Here is a 19,503-nt window from a genome sequence, read left to right on the forward strand (position 1 = left end):
TATAAAAATACTGAGCTTTTTTTGTGAACCTTAATTTTTATTAAAGAGGTTTTAATTCTTAATTTTAAAAATTATTTATCGTTTTTCTAATGCTTACCAAGTTGGTAAGTAACTTTTCAAGATATTTAATGTCTAACATGTTGGCGCCATCACTTTTAGCATTCGCAGGATCAAAATGAGTTTCAATAAATAAACCATCTACATGGTTTACAACTCCAGCTCTTGCAATGGTTTCAATCATATCTGGTCTTCCTCCAGTAACACCACTTGTTTGATTGGGTTGTTGTAGAGAATGGGTCACATCTAAAACCGTGGGAGCAAATTCTCTCATAGTAGGAATTCCTCTAAAATCTACAATCATATCTTGGTAGCCAAACATAGTTCCACGGTCGGTTACCATGACTTGTTCATTATTGCAATCGGTTACTTTTGTTACCGCGTGTTTCATGCTTTCTGGACTCATAAACTGTCCTTTTTTAAGGTTTACTACCTTACCTGTTTCCGCAGCAGCGACAACCAAATCGGTTTGGCGTACCAAAAAAGCCGGTATTTGCAATATATCTACATATTCTGCAGCCATTGCCGCGTCACTTACTTCATGAATATCGGTTACTGTAGGGACATGAAATGTTTCAGAAACTTTACGGAGTATTTTCAATGCTTTTTTATCACCAATACCTGTAAAACTATCTATACGACTGCGATTGGCTTTTTTAAAACTTCCTTTAAAAATATAAGGAATTTCAAGTTTATCGGTAATCGTAATTATTTGTTCTGCAATTCTTAATGCCATTTCTTCACTTTCGATGGCACACGGACCTGAAAGCAAGAAAAAGTTGTCTGAATTGGTATGTTTTATCTGTGGGATTTTATTAAGTTTCATCATTAAAAATTTATAAAGTCAAAGATAATGAAATTATTTACCGTAAGCGGAAGTTAAATATTGTAATAAATAAAAAGGCAATATTATCTCTAATATGGTAATAAAATAAGGTGTTTATTTAATAATGAGTAAAGGACTTTTTAAAATTTCATCAAATAGTTCTTCAGTAAGACTCCCTATTAAAAGTGAAGAAATATTATTGCCTCCCTTATCTGAAATGATAACTAAATCGGGATTATTTTTTTCAATTTCTATAGCAAATTTTTCACTTACGCTTTTGTCTTTTGCAAAAATTAATAGGTTTTCTTCTGGTGGAGTAAGTATCATTTTCTTAAAAAACTTATCTGATTTTTGCTGAAGGTGTTTTTCAATCTTTTCGCTTGCGGTATTAGTTTGAATATAAGGTGAAAATTGCATAGGGACGTGATATACGTGTATAGATTTTAAATAGATATCAAGCTTACCCCTGAATTCTTCTACAAATTGGAATGATTTTTTAGAATGTCCTGAAAAGTCTGTTCCTACCCAGATATTTTGCAAGCTTAATTGCGCAGATTTTGGCACTGAAAGAATATTGCATTTAAGCAATCTAAGAAGTTTTGCAGACACCACTCCGGTACCTTCTTTCACTACTTTATTTCCTATGATGGTAAGGTGAATTTGATATTTATTTACCACATAATCTATCAAAGATTCTGTATTAGAATCTTCAGAAATTAATACCTCCCAACTTATATTAGATTTAAATTTTTCTTCAATTTTTTCATTCAGTTCATCTCCAATAAGTTGATCTAAATTTATTTCGCTGAGCTCTTTTTCGAATAATTCTGAGATTTCATATTTTTTAATGTTATGCACAAAATAGACTTTGCTGACTTCTAATTTTTCAGCCAAAAAAGCGCTGTATTCTATTAAATGATTATCAATGGAAGATAAGTCTAAGGCTACTAAAATATTTTTAACACTTTCCATTACGATTCCTTTTTATTTCTACGTTCAACAATATCTTTTACTACTCCTTCATAGTCATCCATTTGTTTTTCAGATTTCTTCTTTTCTAATTTTATATAATCTTCTTTCAAACCTTTATAAAGTGAGTAACACATTACTAGAAGAATGAGGGCAAAGGGTAAACCAGTTACAATGGTTGCAGTTTGCAAAGCTTCAAGACCTCCTCCAATAAGTAGAACTGCAGCAACTGTACCTTCGGTGACTGCCCAAAATATGCGTTGACCCACTGGTGCATCGATCTTACCTCCAGATGTTAAACTGTCTATTACTAATGAACCTGAATCTGAAGAGGTGATAAAGAAACCAGCAATAAGGACAATTGCAACTATGTTAATAATCATTGAAAACGGGTAATCTTCAAAAAAAACAAATAAAGCTGTAGCTATATCATCTTGTACAGCCATGACAATATTTGAGTCACCTCCTAATGCTTGTTGTATAGAAACACTTCCGAAAGCAGACATCCAAAAGAAAGTAACTAGTGATGGCACGAGTAAGACTCCAAGAATAAATTCTCTAATAGTTCTACCTTTGGAGATTCTGGCAATAAACATTCCCACAAATGGAGACCAGCCAATCCACCAACCCCAGTAAAATACTGTCCAATCATTTTGCCAACTTGTACCACTGTATGTTTCACTCCAAGTGGAAATTTTTAAGAAGTTGAAGAAATAACTTCCCGTGTTCTCCACAAAAGATCTAAAAATAAATAAAGTAGGCCCTAAGACTAATGCTAATAGTAAAAGCACAACGGCTATTCTCATATTCCATTCGCTTAAAATTTTCACACCCTTATCAACCCCTAACACTACAGATGTAGTCGCAATTAAAGTTACCCCGGCAATTAATAAAACTTGAGTTAGCGTACCATCGGAAACACCGAATACATGATTTAATCCACTGGCTATTTGCTGAACTCCAAATCCTAAAGAGGTAGCTAAACCAAAAAGAGTAGCGAGAACTGCGAAAACATCAATGATATCTCCGATTCTTCCATGAATTTTATCACCTAAAAAAGGATAAAAGATAGATCGTATGGTAAGAGGTAGTCCCCTTGAATATGTGAAATAGGATAATGCTAACCCTACTAATGCGTAGACAGCCCAAGCATGAAAACCCCAATGTAAAAAGGTGAAATTCATTGCTTCTTGTGCTGCAGCTACGGTATTAGGTTCTGCTGTGGGGGGATTTCCAAGATGTTTTATCGGTTCTGCAACTCCAAAGAAAAGTAATCCAATTCCCATACCAGCACTAAAGAGCATAGCGAACCATGACATATTTTTAAATTCAGGCTTTGCATTTTGGCCGCCAATTCTAAGTTTTCCGAATTTACCTAACGCGAGATAAACTAAGAATATTAAAAATAAGTTGATGGTTAGTATAAAAAACCAGTCTGCGTTTTCAGCCACCGCATGCTGAATATTAGCAAAAGCCGTTTCTGCTTTCTTTTCAAATATAATTGTAAGAGTAATACTGACAACTATGAAAATAACCGATGTAAAAAAAACGGGTCCGTTTACATCCAATCCAAAAATTGATTTTTTCTCGTCGCTTCGCGTAACTTTTTTAGCCATAAAATAATTTGATTAAAAGTAGTATCCTACATTTATATTGAATCGAGCTTCCCATTTTGTTCCTGGGGTTCCTGTAGAAAAGTCATCTACAAAGTTGCCCCCCAGCCAAGAGTGATTATACCCTGCGGCATAATCAACAAAAGTAAGTAAATTCCCAGCGGTAATTTTAAAACCAACTACATTCATTATAGAAGAGTCAAATTCTTTCTTCTGTTTTTGCATCCACCCAAAATCATTATAAGCTTCAATTTTTTCAAAAGGCCCCCAGTTAATATCAAATTTTCTAGAAGCAGATAGGGTATAAATATTAAAGTTGGAGGCAACTTCGTAGGGTATTCCATATGCTCCCATTTGTATTCTGTCGTCAGATAAACCTTCTCCATTTTTAGGGTTATGAGCTACATTGTTAAGACTTATTTTAAAATTCCATTCGTGGTAATAAACTTCATAATGAAGAGCGAGAGCATAATGGTTTCCATTTTCTTCAGTATCTAAATTATAGAGTTGCCCTACTTGTGCAGAAATACCTAATCGGTGGTCTACATGGCCGCCAAATTTCCATACAAAATTACCGTTTAGTTGATTAGTTTCCTTATTTCTTCCCACCACATCGTATGCATATCTACTAGAATCGTGTTCTTCACCACCAACAAATTGCATTTCCTCCGCATTTTTAAAGAAAGCAAAAGCATATTTAAATGTTTCATCTTCATGAACATATTTTAGTCCCATATCATGATCGTCTTCTAAACCTACGTAATAGGTGATGTTAAAAAACCAGTTGTTAGAATTGTATTGCTGAATTCCGAAAGGGACATAAACTAATCCAGCTTGTATTTGATTTTGTGGGTTAAAATGATAAGCGATCCATCCATTTTTTAAAAAACTACCGCCAAAGGCTTCGGAATAAAATCTGTATTCTGCGTTTAAGGACAATTTTTTATAGGAAGCTTTAGGTTTTATAGCGATCATATCATACCCAAACTCGCCACCTTTAGCTTTTTGTTCGGCCTTCCAAGAAGAATTGATGTAATTAAAACGTACGGCCCCGTGAAGTTCTAGTTTTGGTTTTTCTTTTTCTTCTGCAACTTTGTCTTGACCGAAGCTTAAAAAGGGGGTTGCAAACAAAATAATGCCTAAAGAAAAAGATAAGAAATGAGTAATTTTCGACATTCTATATAGATTTTTCAGATGGGTTATTTTGGAAAATTAAGTTGAAAAATCTTAAAGTCGCTGAAATTGACCGAAATTTAATAATAATTTAGAGTTTATTTATATTTGTAACAAAATGAGCTATCTTTTAAAACTGTCTCCCTTTTAAGTTTTTTATTACTTAATTTACTGTTTCGCTTCCTTATTTATTTAACCGAAAAGTAACATTTTTAGGTTTTAATAAAGAAAATAATAGAAAGAGATTGACTTAGGGTGAAGTAAATGAAGATTTCTTATTCAAAGCCCAATTTGACTAATAATTAAGGTTTTACTGTTAAAATTTTACGTTTCTATCACCGTAATATTATATTTTTGGGTTATAGCTTTATTATCAGAAAATTAAACGTACATTTGCAGCCTTTTAAAAAGGGCTTTTTATGACAGCAATCAAAAACATTGCAATTATTGCACACGTTGACCACGGTAAAACTACTTTGGTTGATAAAATTATGTACCACTGCCGTTTATTCCGTGAAAACGAGAATACCGGCGATCTTATTTTAGATAATAATGATCTTGAAAGAGAACGTGGTATTACTATTACCTCTAAAAACGTATCTGTAGTATATAAGGATACAAAAATTAATATTATTGATACTCCTGGTCACGCCGATTTTGGTGGAGAGGTAGAGCGTGTTTTAAATATGGCCGATGGTGTTCTATTGTTAGTAGATGCTTTTGAAGGTCCTATGCCACAAACTCGTTTTGTATTGCAGAAAGCGATTGACTTAGGTCTTAAGCCTTGTGTGGTTATCAATAAAGTTGATAAAGAAAACTGTACTCCAGACGAGGTACATGAAAAAGTTTTTGACTTAATGTTTGAGTTAGGAGCAGAAGAATGGCAGTTAGATTTCCCATCAGTTTACGGTTCAGCTAAAAACAACTGGATGAGTGATGATTGGAGAAATGAAACAGAAAATATTGAACCTTTACTAGATATGGTAATGGATCATATTCCTTCTCCGAAAATTGAGGAAGGAACAACTCAAATGTTAATTACTTCTTTAGATTTCTCTTCATTTACGGGTAGAATTGCTATTGGACGTTTACAAAGAGGAAGTCTAAAAGAAGGAATGCAAGTTTCTTTGGTGAAAAGAGATGGAAGCATTGTAAAAACTAAAATTAAAGAGCTTCATACTTTTGAAGGTCTAGGAAGAAGAAAAGTAGAAGAAGTACAAGCTGGTGATATTTGTGCAATTGTAGGATTAGAAGGTTTTGAAATTGGTGATACCGTTGCCGATATTGAAAATCCAGAGGGTCTTAAAACTATTGCTATAGATGAGCCTACGATGAGTATGTTATTTACCATTAACGATTCGCCTTTCTTCGGAAAAGATGGAAAGTTTGTTACTTCTAGACATATTAAAGACCGTTTAAATAAAGAGTTAGAAAAGAATTTAGCACTTCGTGTAAACGAAACAGATAGTGCCGATAAATTTTTAGTTTACGGTCGTGGAGTACTTCACTTATCAGTTTTAATTGAAACGATGAGAAGAGAAGGTTATGAGCTTCAAATTGGTCAGCCACAAGTAATCATTAAAGAAATTGATGGTGTAAAGTGTGAGCCAGTTGAAGAGTTGACTATAGATTTACCAGAATCTGTTTCAGGTAAAGCTGTTGAAATGGTGACCATGAGAAAAGGGGAAATGTTGAGCATGGAAGCTAAAGGCGAGCGTATGGTTTGCGAGTTTATTATTCCGTCAAGAGGAATTATAGGTTTACGTAACCAATTGTTAACCGCTACTGCTGGAGAAGCTATTATGGCTCACCGTTATAAAGAATACCAACCTTTAAAAGGAGGAATCCCAGAACGTTTAAATGGTTCTTTGGTTTCTATGGAAAAAGGTTCGGCAATACCTTACTCTATCGATAAATTACAAGATAGAGGTAAGTTCTTTGTAGATCCGGGTGAAGATATTTACGAAGGTCAGGTTATTGGTGAAAATTCTCGCCAAGATGATATGGCAGTAAATATTACTAAAACTAAGAAGCTTTCTAACGTACGTTCTTCTGGAGCAGATGATAAAGCGAAAATTGTTCCTGCAATTAAGTTTAGCTTAGAAGAAGCATTAGAATACATTCAAAAAGATGAATACGTAGAAGTAACTCCTAACCACTTAAGGTTAAGAAAAATTTACTTAACGGAAAATGAGCGTAAACGTAATAAGATTATATAATTCTTTACGGAATTAAATAAAACCCCAAGCCTTGTGTTTGGGGTTTTTCTTTTATAAAAGCTTCTGTAATGATTTATCTTCATTATTGTATCTTCGTAACCTTAACAATTATAATAAGCTTCAATTTTGATAAAACTGTTTAGGTATCTTAACTCATCTAAATGCGTCCGAAATTTATAAACTATATAAAAGAAAATCCTTTATTAAAAATAACTTCACTAAACAGCGGAGCTATTTTAATGAAAATGATAACAGGTTTAATTATTTCTAAGCTTACGGCCTATTTTTTAGGACCAGTAGGTATTGCACTCATAGGAAACTTAAGAAATGGTCAAAACTTAATTAATACTATAGCCTCTTCGGGAATACAAAAAGGAGTAGTAAGCCATATAGCGAAGAGTAGAGAAAAGAAAAAACTATTACAAATACTAACTAATACTTTTTTTAGTGTAGGCTTATTAGTAAGTATAGTCGTTAGTATACTTCTTATAGTGTTTAATGAGGAGGTTTCACAATATATCTTTCAAACCAAGGAGTATGCGTGGATAGTAAATCTAATAGCATTTAGTCTTCCTGTAAATACACTTAACCTTTTTGTTTTATCTATACTTCAAGGTCTATCGGCTTTTAAAAAAGTGATTTCTATAAATATAATTACGAGTATTTTCAATTTAGTTTTATTCTCAATATTGTTATATTTTCTAGAGCTTGAAGGTGCATTTGTGACTGTTATTTTACTTTCTGCTTTTCAATTTATTTTTACTCTTTTTTACGCTAGACCTTATTATTACCTTTTTAAAAATTTAAAACTTTTTTATTTCCCCAAAAAGATAGTTTCTAGTTTATCTAAATATGGATTAATGACTTTAATCTCTAGTATAACGTTTCCATTAGTTTACTTAGGTGTAAGGAGAGAAATTATGGTAGTATTGTCAACTACAGATGCAGGTTATTGGGAAGCTATGAGTAGACTGTCTTCTCATTACATTCTTCTTATGGTTTCAATAATCAATCTCTACGTGTTGCCAAAATTATCTGCAGCTAATAGTAAAAATACGTTTAGGGAAACCGTATTGGAATTTTATAAATTAATTATTCCGTTTTATGGAATAGGTTTAATTGTTATATATGTTCTGAGATATTACATTTTAAGGGTAGTTTATTCTCTAGAATTTTTACCTGTTCAAGATTTATTTTTAGGTCAATTGATAGGTGACTTTTTTTATATATTAGCATTGGTCATGACCTATCAAATGCATGCTCAAAGACAAGTAAAAAGATTTATTGCAACCGATTTATTTAAAGCCGTTGGTTTTTATCTATTCAGCATTTACTTTTTAAAGGTTTTAGGTATTGAGGGTGTTGTTTATGCACACGCTTTAATCAACATCTTATACTTTTTACTCATACTATTTATTTATAGAAAGGATTTGTTTAATTTAAAATATGTAAAAAATTATACAAAAAGCTCTAATAGTTAAGTATTAACTAGACTTTTAAAAATACTATATATACGATCAAATATATATTATATTCGCAATTTACGTTTAAAGAATAGAGTGGATTTCGCATGATGAAACAAATAAGTCAAGAAAGGATTCGAGTCATAAAAATTTATCTTTTTTTTTGGTTGCTACCTATTGTTTTATCTTTTTTCTATGAACTTTATTTTTCAGAGCTAACTAAAGATAGAATAAAGAATGTGATTGAAAATACGGTTTTTGTAGGAATGTTATTGTTAACCGTACCGTTTTTTAAAAATGCTAAAGTTCAAAAGTTTTTACTTTTATTTCATTATGTAGCTTTTTTACTTTTTCTGTTTTTAGAAACTAGCTTTTTTAAAGTTTTTTCAGCCATATTTAGCGCATCAACAATTTTCATCCTTTTAGAGACGAATATAGCTGAAGCTAAAGAGTTTCTGCAATTTTATTTAAGCTTGCCTATAATTTTTTATTTTGTGTGTTTAGTGCTTTTTGGAATTGGTTTTTATAAGATCATGAACAAATGGTTTAAACCAATATTTATTATTAAAAAGATAAGATTGATTTTAGTTATTCCTTTCTTTTTATCTCTTTGCTTTTTAAGTTATACGAATTTAATAAAATTTAACTTTCCTTATGCTCTATGTGAAGCCTCATTAAGTTATTGGTCAGAACAACAGAAAATTGCGTCTTATGATATAGATAAAAAAGAAGGTGAGTTTTCTAACGTTAAACATCTTTCAAAAAATAAAAAGGCAATATATGTATTGGTTATTGGAGAGTCTACAACTCGAAGTCATTTAGGAGTTTACGGGCATTACCGGGAAAATACTCCCAATTTAACGGCTTTGAGGGACGAATTATTTATCTATGATAATGTAATCAGTCCGCATGCATATAGTATAGGCTCTCTAAAAAAAATTTTAACACTGAACAATTTTGAACAATCTTCCGAATCATCTATTGTTCAACTTTTTAATCAAGCTGGCTTTAAAACCTTTTGGCTGTCTAATCAGCGTCCAATTGGTTACTCCGAAAGTCTAATAACCAAAGCTTCCAAGGCAGCAGATGTTTATCATTATACAAATACAGCCAAAACAAGTTTTGTTACTCCTTATGATGAAATTCTATTTCCTCACTTAGAAGAAGCTTTAAATGACCCTTCAGATAAAAAATTTATTGTATTACATATTTTAGGTACTCACCTTAGGTATAAAGATAGATTTCCTAAAGAATTTGAAAAGTTTACTGCAAAACCTAGAAGTAAATTTAATTCAGATTTAGCATTGAAAAGAAGAAATAATTATGACAATGCTGTTTTATATAATGATTATTTTGTTTCAGAAGTTATTTCAAAAGTGAAAGATAAATTAGAAGAAAGTTATGTTATTTATATTTCTGATCATGGAGAAGAGCTATACGGTGTAAGAGATTTCGCAGGCCATCTAGATGATAATCCAACAAAAACGATGTTCGAAATACCGTTTATATTATGGAAGTCTGAAAAATTTATAGAAAATCATAATCTCTCATTTGAGTCGAATAGGCCATATGTTTTAGATGATTTTATACACAGTTTGTCAGATTTATCTAAGATTAAATTTGACGAATTGGAATTACAAAAAAGTATCTTTTCAGAGGAATTTAAATTTAAAAAACGAATCGTAGGTATGGGTATTGATTTTGATAATTATGATTGGAAAGCCAATGAAACTATAAAAAAAGAATAGTATGGAGGCTAAAAAACATATATCATATGGTATTAATGATATCGAGATTTTAATCTCTACGATGAATCGGAAATCATTAGATTTTTTACGCAAAATGTTTAAAAATAATGATTTATCTAAGTACTCAATTTTGATTATAAATCAGACTACGGAGGATTGTGTGCTAACTTCTAACTCTAAAAATATTAGAGTCATCAATACTCATGAAACTGGATTGCCACAAAGTAGAAATATGGCTATAAAAAATGCTGTAAATAAAATTTGCTTAGTAGCTGATGATGATGTGGTTTATAGCGCAGGCTTTGAAAAAAAGATATTATCTGCTTATAATGAATTTAATGAAGCTACGGTAATCACCTTTAAAATGTTAAATGAAGATGGTGAAGAATATCAAGATTATAAAGACTTTAGTTTTCTACATACACAAAAATCTATTATAAAAGTAAATGGAGTTGTTATCAGTTTTGATCTTGAAAGATTAAAAGGTCAAAATATTCTATACAATAAATATTTTGGTATTGGTTCTACTTTTGAATGTGCTAATGAGTATGTTTTCATGAAAAATGTATTAGCTGCCAAGGCTAAAGCCTATTTTGTTCCAGAGACTATACTTGTGCATCCTAATTTTAGCACAGGTAGTTTTGGTGAAAATGAAAAAGTTATTAAAGCTAGAAGTGCTTTTCATTATAAATATTATGGAGGGTTAGCTTATTTGTGGGTGTTTAAGTATGTGCGGTTTTTGTATGTAAGTAACCGAATTTCATTTAAAGAAATCCTACCCAAAGTTAAGGTGGGGTTTTCAGGAATTGCCGCTTACAAAATCTTATTAAAAAAAGGTTTAGAAAAAAGAAACTAAGGTGATTATTGCAAATTAGCTTATGGGTTCTCTCAACTATTTATTTTTATAAATTTATCATCGATTTTTTAGATAATCAATAAATTCTTGTGTGAATTTTTTTGCTCCATTATCATTTAAATGATCTGAGTTTAGGTAAAGTGAGTCAGGATATTTCTCTGTAGTTTTGTTATACATAATATGGTCAATACGATATTTATTAGTTAAACCAACATATTTATTCATGATAACATCAGGGATTTTTTTAAGATATTTTTCATGAACTGGATTACTTGTCATAATTAATTCAATATTTTTTGAATTGCATAATTGAATGATAGAATCTAGGTGATTAACAGCTGTTTTTGATACATTCAATTCTGCTCCTTTATGATAATAATGGGTTTCTATAGCAAATATAGAATCGCTAAGGTCACTTCTATTAATGTTAGAGTAATTGCCTATGTAATTAACATGATTTGTTTTAGGGTAAAACGCAGTTTGCTTCCACAGTACCTTATAAAAAGTCTTATAGTTAACAGAAATTGCATTTGAAATTTCAGTAAATTCTTGAATTGGATAACTTCTTTTAAACATTTCACTGGACCACCTTTCATCTGAAAATTTTAAATCATTGTATTGAGTGATATTTTGAGGCGCAAATCCAATTATTAAAGTATCGGGAATATATGAATTAAAGATTTTTTTCAATTTCCAATAGGTTAATACATAAGGTTCCCCTGGTTGAGAAATGTTTTGGGCATCATAAAAATACTTTGGGATTAAACTTTTTTCTGGGTGTGAATCACCTACAATAATAACGTTAGTGTTTTTTATATCTACAGGTTGTTTGTTATATATAAAGTAGTTGATGATCATATTTGTGCCAAAATACAAAATGGGTAACATCATAAAAATGATTATTTTACGTATAAATCGATACATCATTTAAAATTGAAAATAAATAAACTCTTGTTCTTTGCCTCCAAACCAAAATATGGCAATTAATATTGCATAATAAAATGCATATCTCACAGATCGTCTCCAAGTAGTGCCAAGGTGAGAAATAGCATACCGACCTTCTCTTCCCAACCACTCAATTAATACAAAAAACATTAATAGTAAAATGATATTTTTAGGGTGTTCTTGGGGGATAGAAAATGTTGAGATTGAAAAAATTTCTGAAATATATCTGAAAGCATGTGTGATATTTTCAGCTCGAAAGAATATCCAAGCGAGAACAGTTAAGCTAAACGTGGTAAGCATCAATATTAATTCTCTCATATTTGGTAATAACTTTCCGTGAGCTACAATTTCTAAATTATTTCTATTGATATTAGTCAATAAAAGTGGTAAAAAATAAATCGCATTTAAGGCCCCCCAAACCATAAATGTCCAATTTGCACCGTGCCAAAATCCACTTACGATAAAAATGATAAATGTATTTCTAACTTTCATCCAAGTTCCACCGCGACTCCCCCCTAAAGGAATGTAAAGATAATCTCTAAACCAAGTTGAAAGTGAAATATGCCATCTTCTCCAAAATTCAGCAATATCTCTTGAGAAGTAGGGAAAAGCAAAATTTCGCTTTAAGTCAAAACCGAAAAGTCTTGATGTTCCTATAGCAATATCTGAATAGCCTGAAAAGTCACCATAAATCTGAAATGTAAAAAATATAGCACCAACAATTAATGTGCTTCCCGAATAATTGTCAGAATTATTAAAAATTAAGTTAGCATATTCTGCACAATTGTCGGCAATTACAACTTTCTTGAATAAACCCCAAAGAATTTGTCGCATACCGTCAACTGCCTTCGAGTAGTCAAAAATTCTTTTTTTATAAAACTGAGGAAGTAAACTTGTAGCCCTTTCAATAGGTCCGGCAACTAACTGTGGAAAGAAGCTTACAAATGCTGAAAATGCAATATAATTTTTTGTAGGTTCAAGTTTTCTTTTGTAAATATCAATCGTGTAACTTAAAGTTTGAAACGTATAAAAACTAACCCCAACAGGTAAAATGATATTTAATGAATTAGCATTAATTTCTGTTCCAAAAAAAGAGAAAGCAGTTGTGAAATTCTCTAAAAAGAAATTGTAGTATTTAAAGAAACCAAGAAATCCTAAGTTTACCAATATACTTATCCATAATAGTATTTTTCTCTTATTCTGATTTTCTTCATCTTTCAATCTCAAGCCTACAGAATAATCAACAAGGGTACTAAACAAAATTAATGATAGAAACCTCCAGTCCCACCATCCATAAAATAAATAACTAGCAATAACAATTAGGAAGTTTTGTAGTTTTAAGTTTTTTTCTGTTACGAACCAATACAAAATAAAAACTATCGGTAAGAATATTGCAAAATCAATAGAGTTAAAAAGCATTTTTTCTATTTATTCTATATTATTATGATTACTATTTTTTGCAAAATCATTGGCCTTACCTAAAAGCGGTCAAATAAATTCCTTTTTTAATAAGCAATAGTTGAAATTTCTTTAAACCTATCAAGGCAGAATTAGGAAGCTTTAATAAGAAACGTTGTTTGGCGTTAAGTGATTCGGGGTCAATTACTTTTAAAAACTTATTTAAAACCTCGGTATCATTATGATATTTACAATGTATTGCTACAGCATATCGATTTAGGTCGAGGTATTTTTTAAAAGATGCATTTGTGTGTTCAGCTTCTTTGTATGAATTTAGAAATTCATACTTAACCTTTCTTAGCTGTTTTTTAGATAGGCTGTTAGGTACGGTTTTATCGTAACATGCAGTAACAGCAGGATTAAAAACTATCGTCTTTTGCAAAGCAAATCTAATCCACAAATCAATATCTTGTCCAGAAGAAATGGTGGTATTAAAACTACCAATATCTAAGAAAGATTGTTTTGTGAAAGCTACGCCCGAAGTCATAGCCAACGGGTGAATTATACTTGCTTTAAAGTAATCTTCAACAATTTGGATTTTATGTCGTTCTTGTAATTTATACGTGGCGTTATGTGTGTAATTTTCTCCTAATTTTAACTTATATGCATTACAAAAAAATGAAGCTTGAGGAAATAGCTTTATACTTTTATAGAACTCTTCTAAATGATGATTATTCCAAGTATCATCAGCGTCAATTAGTGCAATATATTCGCTATTAGATTTACTAATTCCAAAATTTCTCGCTGAAGATGCTCCGCTGTTTTTTTGCTGAAATAACTTAATTCTTGGGTCAGTGAAGCTTTTAACTACAGAGAAGCTAGCATCTGTAGAACCGTCATCCACAATAATCACTTCAAAATCTTCAAAATTTTGAGATAGAACACTTTCCAAGGTTTTTTTGACTTGAACTTCTTTATTATATAAAGGAATAACGACAGAGAAAAAAGGCATATTCAATTTATTTAGAAAGGGTTAAAGTTTTTAATTTATGAGCAATTTGTTTTGCTGCATTTAAATTTTCATCAATAATATGTCCTTTAATTAAGTGATTCGTAAAGAGTTCATAAAGATAAATATCTATTTTATTTTCTTCTGCGGAAAAGTGAAGTACTTCTTTTAATAATTCTTTTAATTCATTTTTATGCTGAAGCTTTAAACATATTCCGCTTCGATCGTAATAAGAATTTCCCAACGCAAGTACAGGTTTACCTTTTATTATAGCTTCTAAGCCTACAGTTGAATTATTTACAATAACCGCATGGGTTTTTTCTAAAACTTCGTAAAAACTTTTGTTGGTATCAATATAAATATCAGGTTGCGTAGAGATAAATTCATAAAACTCTTTTGCGTATTTTTTCTTATATAAAGGATGCTCCCTAACTATCAAAACACTGTCTTCAGGAAGATGTGTATAAACGTCTTTTAAAATTTGAGTGTGACTGCTATAAAACGGACTGTGGTGCGTAAGGTTAACATCAAAAGGAACTTGACAAATTAATAGAAATACATTTTTTTCTTTTTCAACAAGTTTGAGGTCCTTTAATAAATGTGCTTTTTTATATGTTTTTGTCGCAGGATTTTTTAAGTCTGGAGGTAATAAAACGGTATGTTGAATCAAAAACTCTAATATATGATCAAATCCTCTGTAGAACGGGAGCCGGTTGTATTTTTTATCTTTTACTCTATTTATAAACTGATTTATTTTTTCTTTCTTAAAACTACGATTTTCTGTAATGTCAGGCTGGTAACCAGTAATTGAAGAATTTGCATTAACGCCTTTAGTGTCAAAGAAGGTAGTGTTATATGGACCTTGTTCTACAAAGTAAGTCTTGATGCCTTTTCTTTTGGCAATGATTTTGGTAATGTCTATTAGTAATCTAGAATCACCTATAAGAAGAATTACATCTGGGGAGGTAGTTGTTTTTTTATCAATAAAGTTAATATATTCTATCGCCTGCAAGAGAAGTGATTCTCTTTTTATATTCTTGTTTAATTTAATTTGATAATCGATTAACTTGTCTAAATCAAATTCTTTATAAACTGGTTTTTTTTGCGAAAGTATTGAAGCATATTTTTTTCTATTTATATGAGCACTAAGCCAACATTTAAAAGAAGCTAGTGTAGAGGTAACTCCTCTAAATAAACTGTAAAAATACCCGCTAGGGTAAAGGCTTAATATTTCAAATTGAGTAGATGGATCTGTTTTTTTAAGCTCTTTTTCTATGCCTATAAAAAAACGAGAAAATTTATCATAATAGCTTATACATAAAACTTCCATTATAAATTATGCAGTTTTCTGTACTACTTCAAATACTTTTTGTCCGTCGCATTTTAATGTTTTTGACGGATATTTCAAGAGAAGTGCATAATCGTGTGTAGCCATAAGTATGGTGTTTCCGTTACGGTTAATTTCTTGTAAAACCTCCATGACTTCAACAGAAGTTTGCGGATCTAAATTTCCTGTAGGCTCATCGGCTAAAATTAACTCAGGGTCATTTAATAACGCACGCGCTATGGCAATACGTTGTTGCTCGCCACCAGAAAGCTGATAAGGGTATTTAAAGTTTTTAGTTTTCATCCCCACTTTATCTAAAACCTGATCGATTTTACTTTCCATCGCTTTTTTCTCTTTCCAACCCGTAGCTTTTAAAACAAACATAAGATTGTCTTTAATCGTACGATCATTCAATAATTTGAAATCTTGAAAGACTACACCCAATTTTCTTCTTAAAAATGGGATGTTTTTTTCTTTTAGTTGTCTTAAGTCAAAGCCTACGATACTCCCTTCTCCCTCTTTTAACGGAATATCTCCGTAAAGCGTTTTCATAAAACTACTTTTACCAGTACCTGTTTTTCCGATAAGGTAAACAAAATCACCTTTATTAATTTCTACGTTCACATCAGAAAGAATAAGGTTTTCTCTTTGGTAAACCGCAGCATTCTTGAGTTCTAAAATAGGGTTTGACATACTAAAAGTTTTAAGGCTTAAAGGTAATTGAATATTTGTAAAGAAAAAACAAGGCTCAAAAATCTATCTAAGAAGATTTATTTAACATTAACATAATTATCACAAGAAAGTTTCGTTATCAAAATAGCAATTCCACTATATTTGATCCATTAAATAATAATTAAATTTAGCTGCATGTTAAAGAAAATAAGTCTTTGTTTGGCCTTAACGGCAAGTATTTCGGTACCAGTAATGAGTCAGCAAACCGCCATATACACGAACGATTTTGCAGATTATAATAGAGCGATGGTACTTTTTGAAAATAATCAGTACAAAGCAGCTCAAACTTTATTTCAAAAAGTAGAGCAAGAAGTTAGTAGTTTAGAGCTTAAAGCCGATTGTGCTTATTACGTTGCTATTTGTGCCGTAAGATTAAACCAATCTAATGCCGATGCTTTGATGGAGGATTTTGTAAATGAACATCCTACCAGCACCAAGCGTAATTCTGCTTATATAAATGTAGCAAATTATTATTTTAATAATGGCGATTATAATAGAGCAAGACAATGGTATGAAAAAGTAGATACTGCAGGTCTCTCTAGAGCAGAGCAGCAAGAATTTAATTTTAATAACGGTTACGCTTATTTTAAAGCAGGGAGAAAAGAAGAAGCTAAGACGTACTTTAATAGAGTAAGAGACAGTAAGGAATATGGTTCTCAAGCCAAATATTACCTTGGGTTTATTGCTTATGAAGGCGACAATTACCAAGAGGCAAATGATATGTTTGAGGAGGTGAAAGGGGATGGGAGATTAGATAAATCTCTTTCTTACTTTCAAAGTGATATGAATTTTAAGCTAGGAAAATTCGAGAAAGCGATAGAATTAGGGAAAGCTCAATTAGATCGTTCTAACCGTCAAGAAAAATCTGAGCTTAATAAAATTATTGGAGAAAGTTATTTTAATTTAGAACAATACGACCAGGCTATTCCTTATTTAAAAGAATATCAAGGTAAACGTGGTAAATGGAATAATACCGATTATTACCAATTAGGATATGCTTATTATAAGCAAGGAGAATATCAAAATGCGATCAATGAGTTTAATAAAATTATTGATGGCCAAAATCACGTGGCACAAAACGCCTATTACCATCTAGCAGAATCTTATGTAGAGTTAAACCAAAAGCAACAAGCATTGAATGCGTTTAAGAATGCTTCGGAAATGAATTTTGATGAAAAAATTCAGGAAGATGCTGCTTTAAATTATGCTAAATTGAGCTACGAGATTGGGAATAACTACAAAAGCATTCCAGAAGTACTTACCGCTTTTTTAGAAAAATACCCTAATAATTCCGCTACGACGGAAATAGAAAAACTTTTAATAGACTCTTACATTACTTCTAAAAACTACCAAAAAGCACTTAGCATTTTAGAAGGAAGTAACAAGTATAACGACAAGCTGGTTTATCAAAAAGTAGCTTATTATAGAGCAACAGAGTTATATAATGAAGGAAATTATTCGGCAGCTTTAGTACATTTTAATAAGTCGCTTAAAGAAAGAAACGATGCCGCTTTTACTGCAAAAGCCACCTATTGGAAAGCAGAAAGTGATTATAATTTAGAAAATTACCAGTCGGCATTAATTGGCTACAAAGAGTTTATGGGAATGACCGCAGCCAAACAAACCGAAGAGTTTAAAGCTATAGATTATAACATTGGGTATGTGTATTTTAAAAAGAAAGAATATGCCAATGCGATTAGTCATTTTAATGCTTACGCGGAAAAAAACAATATTCCGTTAACTCAAAAAAATGATGCTTACCTAAGATTGGGAGACAGTCATTTTGTAACGAGTAATTATTGGCCAGCGATGGAAGCTTACAACAAATCGATTGCTTTAAAAGGAATTGATTCTGATTATGCTTACTTCCAAAAAGCCATCAGTTATGGTTTCGTCAATAAAAACCAAGATAAAATTAAAGATTTAGAAAGCTTTGTTTCAAAATACCCAAAGAGTATTTACAAAGATGACGCTCTTTACGAATTAGGAAACACCTACGTGGCTGAAGAAAATTCCGCGGCAGCGTTAAAAGCGTACGATAGATTACAAAGCGAGACGCCATCTAGCTCCTTTGTTTCTAAATCATTATTGAAACAAGGATTAATTTTCTATAACGGAAATGAAAGCGATAAAGCCTTAACTAAATTCAAAAAAGTAGTTGCAGATTATCCAAATACCAATGAAGCGGTACAAGCGGTAAAAACGGCGCGAGGTATTTATGTAGACTTAGGTAGAACCGATGAGTATGCTAGTTGGGTACAGAATTTAGATTTTGTTGAGGTAGCCGATTCTGATATTGATAATGCTACTTACGAGGCGGCAGAGCAACAGTTTATTCAAAACAATACGAATCCTGCTATAAAAGGTTTTGAAAAGTATTTACAAGAGTTCCCTAACGGACTTCACGCGACTTCGGCCAACTTTTACTTAGCTCAATTGCAATTTAAAACCGATAAGAAAGCAGAAGCTGCGCCGCATTATAATTATGTGATTCAGCAACCAAGAAGTGAGTTTACAGAGCAAGCTTTAGCAAGATTGTCTCAAATTTATTTAGAGCAAAAAAATTATCAAAAAGCAATCCCTGTTTTAAAACGTTTAGAAACTGAGGCAGATTTTCCTCAAAACATCACATTTGCACAATCTAACCTAATGAAATCTTACTATCAACAAGAAGATTATGCACAAACCATTGTATATGCAGAACGTGTTTTACAAAATGGAAAGATAGAAAATCAAGTAAAAAGTGATGCGCAAGTGTTTATTGCAAGATCTGCGATTAAGACGGGAGACGAAAATCGAGCTAAAAGCGCTTACCAAGAAGTTCAAAAAATTGCTAAAGGTGAACTAGCAGCCGAGGCACAATATTACGAGGCTTATTTCTTAAGAAAAGATTCTAAATTTAAAGAATCAAATGCTGCCGTTCAGGTGTTGGCAAAAGATTTTTCTGGTTATAAAATGTACGGAGCAAAAGGTCTAGTAATTATGGCTAAAAACTTTTATGATCTTGAAGATGCTTACCAAGCCACCTATATCTTGGAAAATGTTATCCATAATTTTGAAGCTTTTCCTAAAGTGGTAGAGGAAGCTAAAGCGGAATTGATTCGTATTAAAACTGAAGAAGCTAAAACCAATTCTTCTGTAGAAACCAACCCAAACTAATTTTAAACT

At 31.6% G+C, this 19,503-nt stretch carries 14 protein-coding genes; 5 read left to right on the forward strand and 9 right to left on the reverse strand.

The features are described 5' to 3' along the window. Window positions 1-64 precede the first annotated feature (64 nt). The 4 genes from kdsA to FT986_RS04690 form a co-directional block, all read right to left on the reverse strand. Window positions 65-883: a 3-deoxy-8-phosphooctulonate synthase gene (kdsA, locus tag FT986_RS04675; RefSeq protein ID WP_147864130.1), complete on the reverse strand. Its 819-nt coding sequence runs from the start codon at window positions 881-883 to the stop codon at window positions 65-67. Between the two features lie 114 nt (window positions 884-997). Then, window positions 998-1,855, reverse strand: coding sequence for a universal stress protein (locus tag FT986_RS04680; protein WP_147864077.1), 858 nt, complete (start codon window positions 1,853-1,855; stop codon window positions 998-1,000). Then, window positions 1,855-3,468 carry a BCCT family transporter gene (locus FT986_RS04685; RefSeq protein WP_147864078.1) on the reverse strand — a complete coding sequence of 538 codons (1,614 nt, stop codon included), beginning with the start codon at window positions 3,466-3,468 and terminating at the stop codon, window positions 1,855-1,857. The genes FT986_RS04680 and FT986_RS04685 overlap by 1 nt, the downstream gene beginning before the upstream one ends. A gap of 12 nt (window positions 3,469-3,480) precedes the next feature. After that, the gene (locus tag FT986_RS04690; RefSeq protein WP_147864079.1) at window positions 3,481-4,641 is read right to left on the reverse strand and encodes a hypothetical protein; all 1,161 of its coding nucleotides are present in this window, start codon (window positions 4,639-4,641) and stop codon (window positions 3,481-3,483) included. Window positions 4,642-5,057: 416 nt separating this feature from the next. Here FT986_RS04690 and typA point away from each other — a divergent pair, with 416 nt between their 5' ends. The 4 genes from typA to FT986_RS04710 all read left to right on the forward strand — a co-directional run bounded on the left by typA (window position 5,058) and on the right by FT986_RS04710 (window position 10,924). Then, entirely contained in the window at window positions 5,058-6,857 is a 1,800-nt protein-coding gene (typA, locus tag FT986_RS04695) for a translational GTPase TypA (RefSeq protein ID WP_147864080.1), read from the forward strand. Window positions 6,858-7,018: 161 nt separating this feature from the next. Continuing rightward, window positions 7,019-8,338, forward strand: coding sequence for an O-antigen translocase (locus tag FT986_RS04700; RefSeq protein ID WP_147864081.1), 1,320 nt, complete (start codon window positions 7,019-7,021; stop codon window positions 8,336-8,338). Window positions 8,339-8,898: 560 nt separating this feature from the next. Beyond that, window positions 8,899-10,068 carry a sulfatase-like hydrolase/transferase gene (locus FT986_RS04705; protein WP_187248575.1) on the forward strand — a complete coding sequence of 390 codons (1,170 nt, stop codon included), beginning with the start codon at window positions 8,899-8,901 and terminating at the stop codon, window positions 10,066-10,068. Between the two features lies 1 nt (window position 10,069). Beyond that, a complete protein-coding gene (locus FT986_RS04710) occupies window positions 10,070-10,924 on the forward strand; it encodes a glycosyltransferase family A protein (RefSeq protein ID WP_147864083.1) in 855 nt (284 codons plus the stop codon). 57 nt (window positions 10,925-10,981) lie between these two features. Here FT986_RS04710 and FT986_RS04715 read toward each other — a convergent pair whose 3' ends face one another. From FT986_RS04715 to FT986_RS04735, 5 genes are read right to left on the reverse strand one after another with little or no spacing between them, the layout of a single operon-like run. Beyond that, window positions 10,982-11,815, reverse strand: a complete 834-nt coding sequence (locus FT986_RS04715) for a hypothetical protein (protein ID WP_147864084.1) — start codon at window positions 11,813-11,815, stop codon at window positions 10,982-10,984. Window positions 11,816-11,851: 36 nt separating this feature from the next. Beyond that, complete coding sequence (locus tag FT986_RS04720; RefSeq protein ID WP_147864085.1) at window positions 11,852-13,288, reverse strand: MBOAT family protein; 1,437 nt, start codon at window positions 13,286-13,288, stop codon at window positions 11,852-11,854. Between the two features lie 55 nt (window positions 13,289-13,343). Continuing rightward, window positions 13,344-14,279 carry a glycosyltransferase family 2 protein gene (locus FT986_RS04725; RefSeq protein ID WP_147864086.1) on the reverse strand — a complete coding sequence of 312 codons (936 nt, stop codon included), beginning with the start codon at window positions 14,277-14,279 and terminating at the stop codon, window positions 13,344-13,346. A gap of 7 nt (window positions 14,280-14,286) precedes the next feature. After that, window positions 14,287-15,606 carry a hypothetical protein gene (locus FT986_RS04730; protein ID WP_147864087.1) on the reverse strand — a complete coding sequence of 440 codons (1,320 nt, stop codon included), beginning with the start codon at window positions 15,604-15,606 and terminating at the stop codon, window positions 14,287-14,289. Window positions 15,607-15,612: 6 nt separating this feature from the next. Continuing rightward, window positions 15,613-16,296 (reverse strand): cell division ATP-binding protein FtsE, encoded by a 684-nt coding sequence (locus FT986_RS04735; protein ID WP_111541771.1) that lies wholly within the window; start codon window positions 16,294-16,296, stop codon window positions 15,613-15,615. A 174-nt stretch (window positions 16,297-16,470) separates the two neighbouring features. Between FT986_RS04735 and FT986_RS04740 the strand changes: the two genes are divergently transcribed. Next, window positions 16,471-19,494: a tetratricopeptide repeat protein gene (locus FT986_RS04740; RefSeq protein WP_147864088.1), complete on the forward strand. Its 3,024-nt coding sequence runs from the start codon at window positions 16,471-16,473 to the stop codon at window positions 19,492-19,494. The last annotated feature ends 9 nt before the right edge of the window (window positions 19,495-19,503 follow it).

Origin of the sequence: Mesonia sp. K4-1, assembly GCF_008017825.1 — a bacterium.
Taxonomy (GTDB): Bacteria; Bacteroidota; Bacteroidia; order Flavobacteriales; family Flavobacteriaceae; genus Mesonia.

Bases quoted from the DNA above. Each gene is read 5' to 3' on its own strand.
- kdsA (WP_147864130.1), bottom strand. From the start codon at position 883: ATGAAACTTAATAAAATCCCACAGATAAAACATACCAATTCAGACAAC.
- FT986_RS04680 (WP_147864077.1), bottom strand. From the start codon at position 1,855: ATGGAAAGTGTTAAAAATATTTTAGTAGCCTTAGACTTATCTTCCATT.
- FT986_RS04685 (WP_147864078.1), bottom strand. From the start codon at position 3,468: ATGGCTAAAAAAGTTACGCGAAGCGACGAGAAAAAATCAATTTTTGGA.
- FT986_RS04690 (WP_147864079.1), bottom strand. From the start codon at position 4,641: ATGTCGAAAATTACTCATTTCTTATCTTTTTCTTTAGGCATTATTTTG.
- typA (WP_147864080.1), top strand. From the start codon at position 5,058: ATGACAGCAATCAAAAACATTGCAATTATTGCACACGTTGACCACGGT.
- FT986_RS04700 (WP_147864081.1), top strand. From the start codon at position 7,019: ATGCGTCCGAAATTTATAAACTATATAAAAGAAAATCCTTTATTAAAA.
- FT986_RS04710 (WP_147864083.1), top strand. From the start codon at position 10,070: ATGGAGGCTAAAAAACATATATCATATGGTATTAATGATATCGAGATT.
- FT986_RS04715 (WP_147864084.1), bottom strand. From the start codon at position 11,815: ATGATGTTACCCATTTTGTATTTTGGCACAAATATGATCATCAACTAC.
- FT986_RS04720 (WP_147864085.1), bottom strand. From the start codon at position 13,288: ATGCTTTTTAACTCTATTGATTTTGCAATATTCTTACCGATAGTTTTT.
- FT986_RS04725 (WP_147864086.1), bottom strand. From the start codon at position 14,279: ATGCCTTTTTTCTCTGTCGTTATTCCTTTATATAATAAAGAAGTTCAA.
- FT986_RS04730 (WP_147864087.1), bottom strand. From the start codon at position 15,606: ATGGAAGTTTTATGTATAAGCTATTATGATAAATTTTCTCGTTTTTTT.
- FT986_RS04735 (WP_111541771.1), bottom strand. From the start codon at position 16,296: ATGTCAAACCCTATTTTAGAACTCAAGAATGCTGCGGTTTACCAAAGA.
- FT986_RS04740 (WP_147864088.1), top strand. From the start codon at position 16,471: ATGTTAAAGAAAATAAGTCTTTGTTTGGCCTTAACGGCAAGTATTTCG.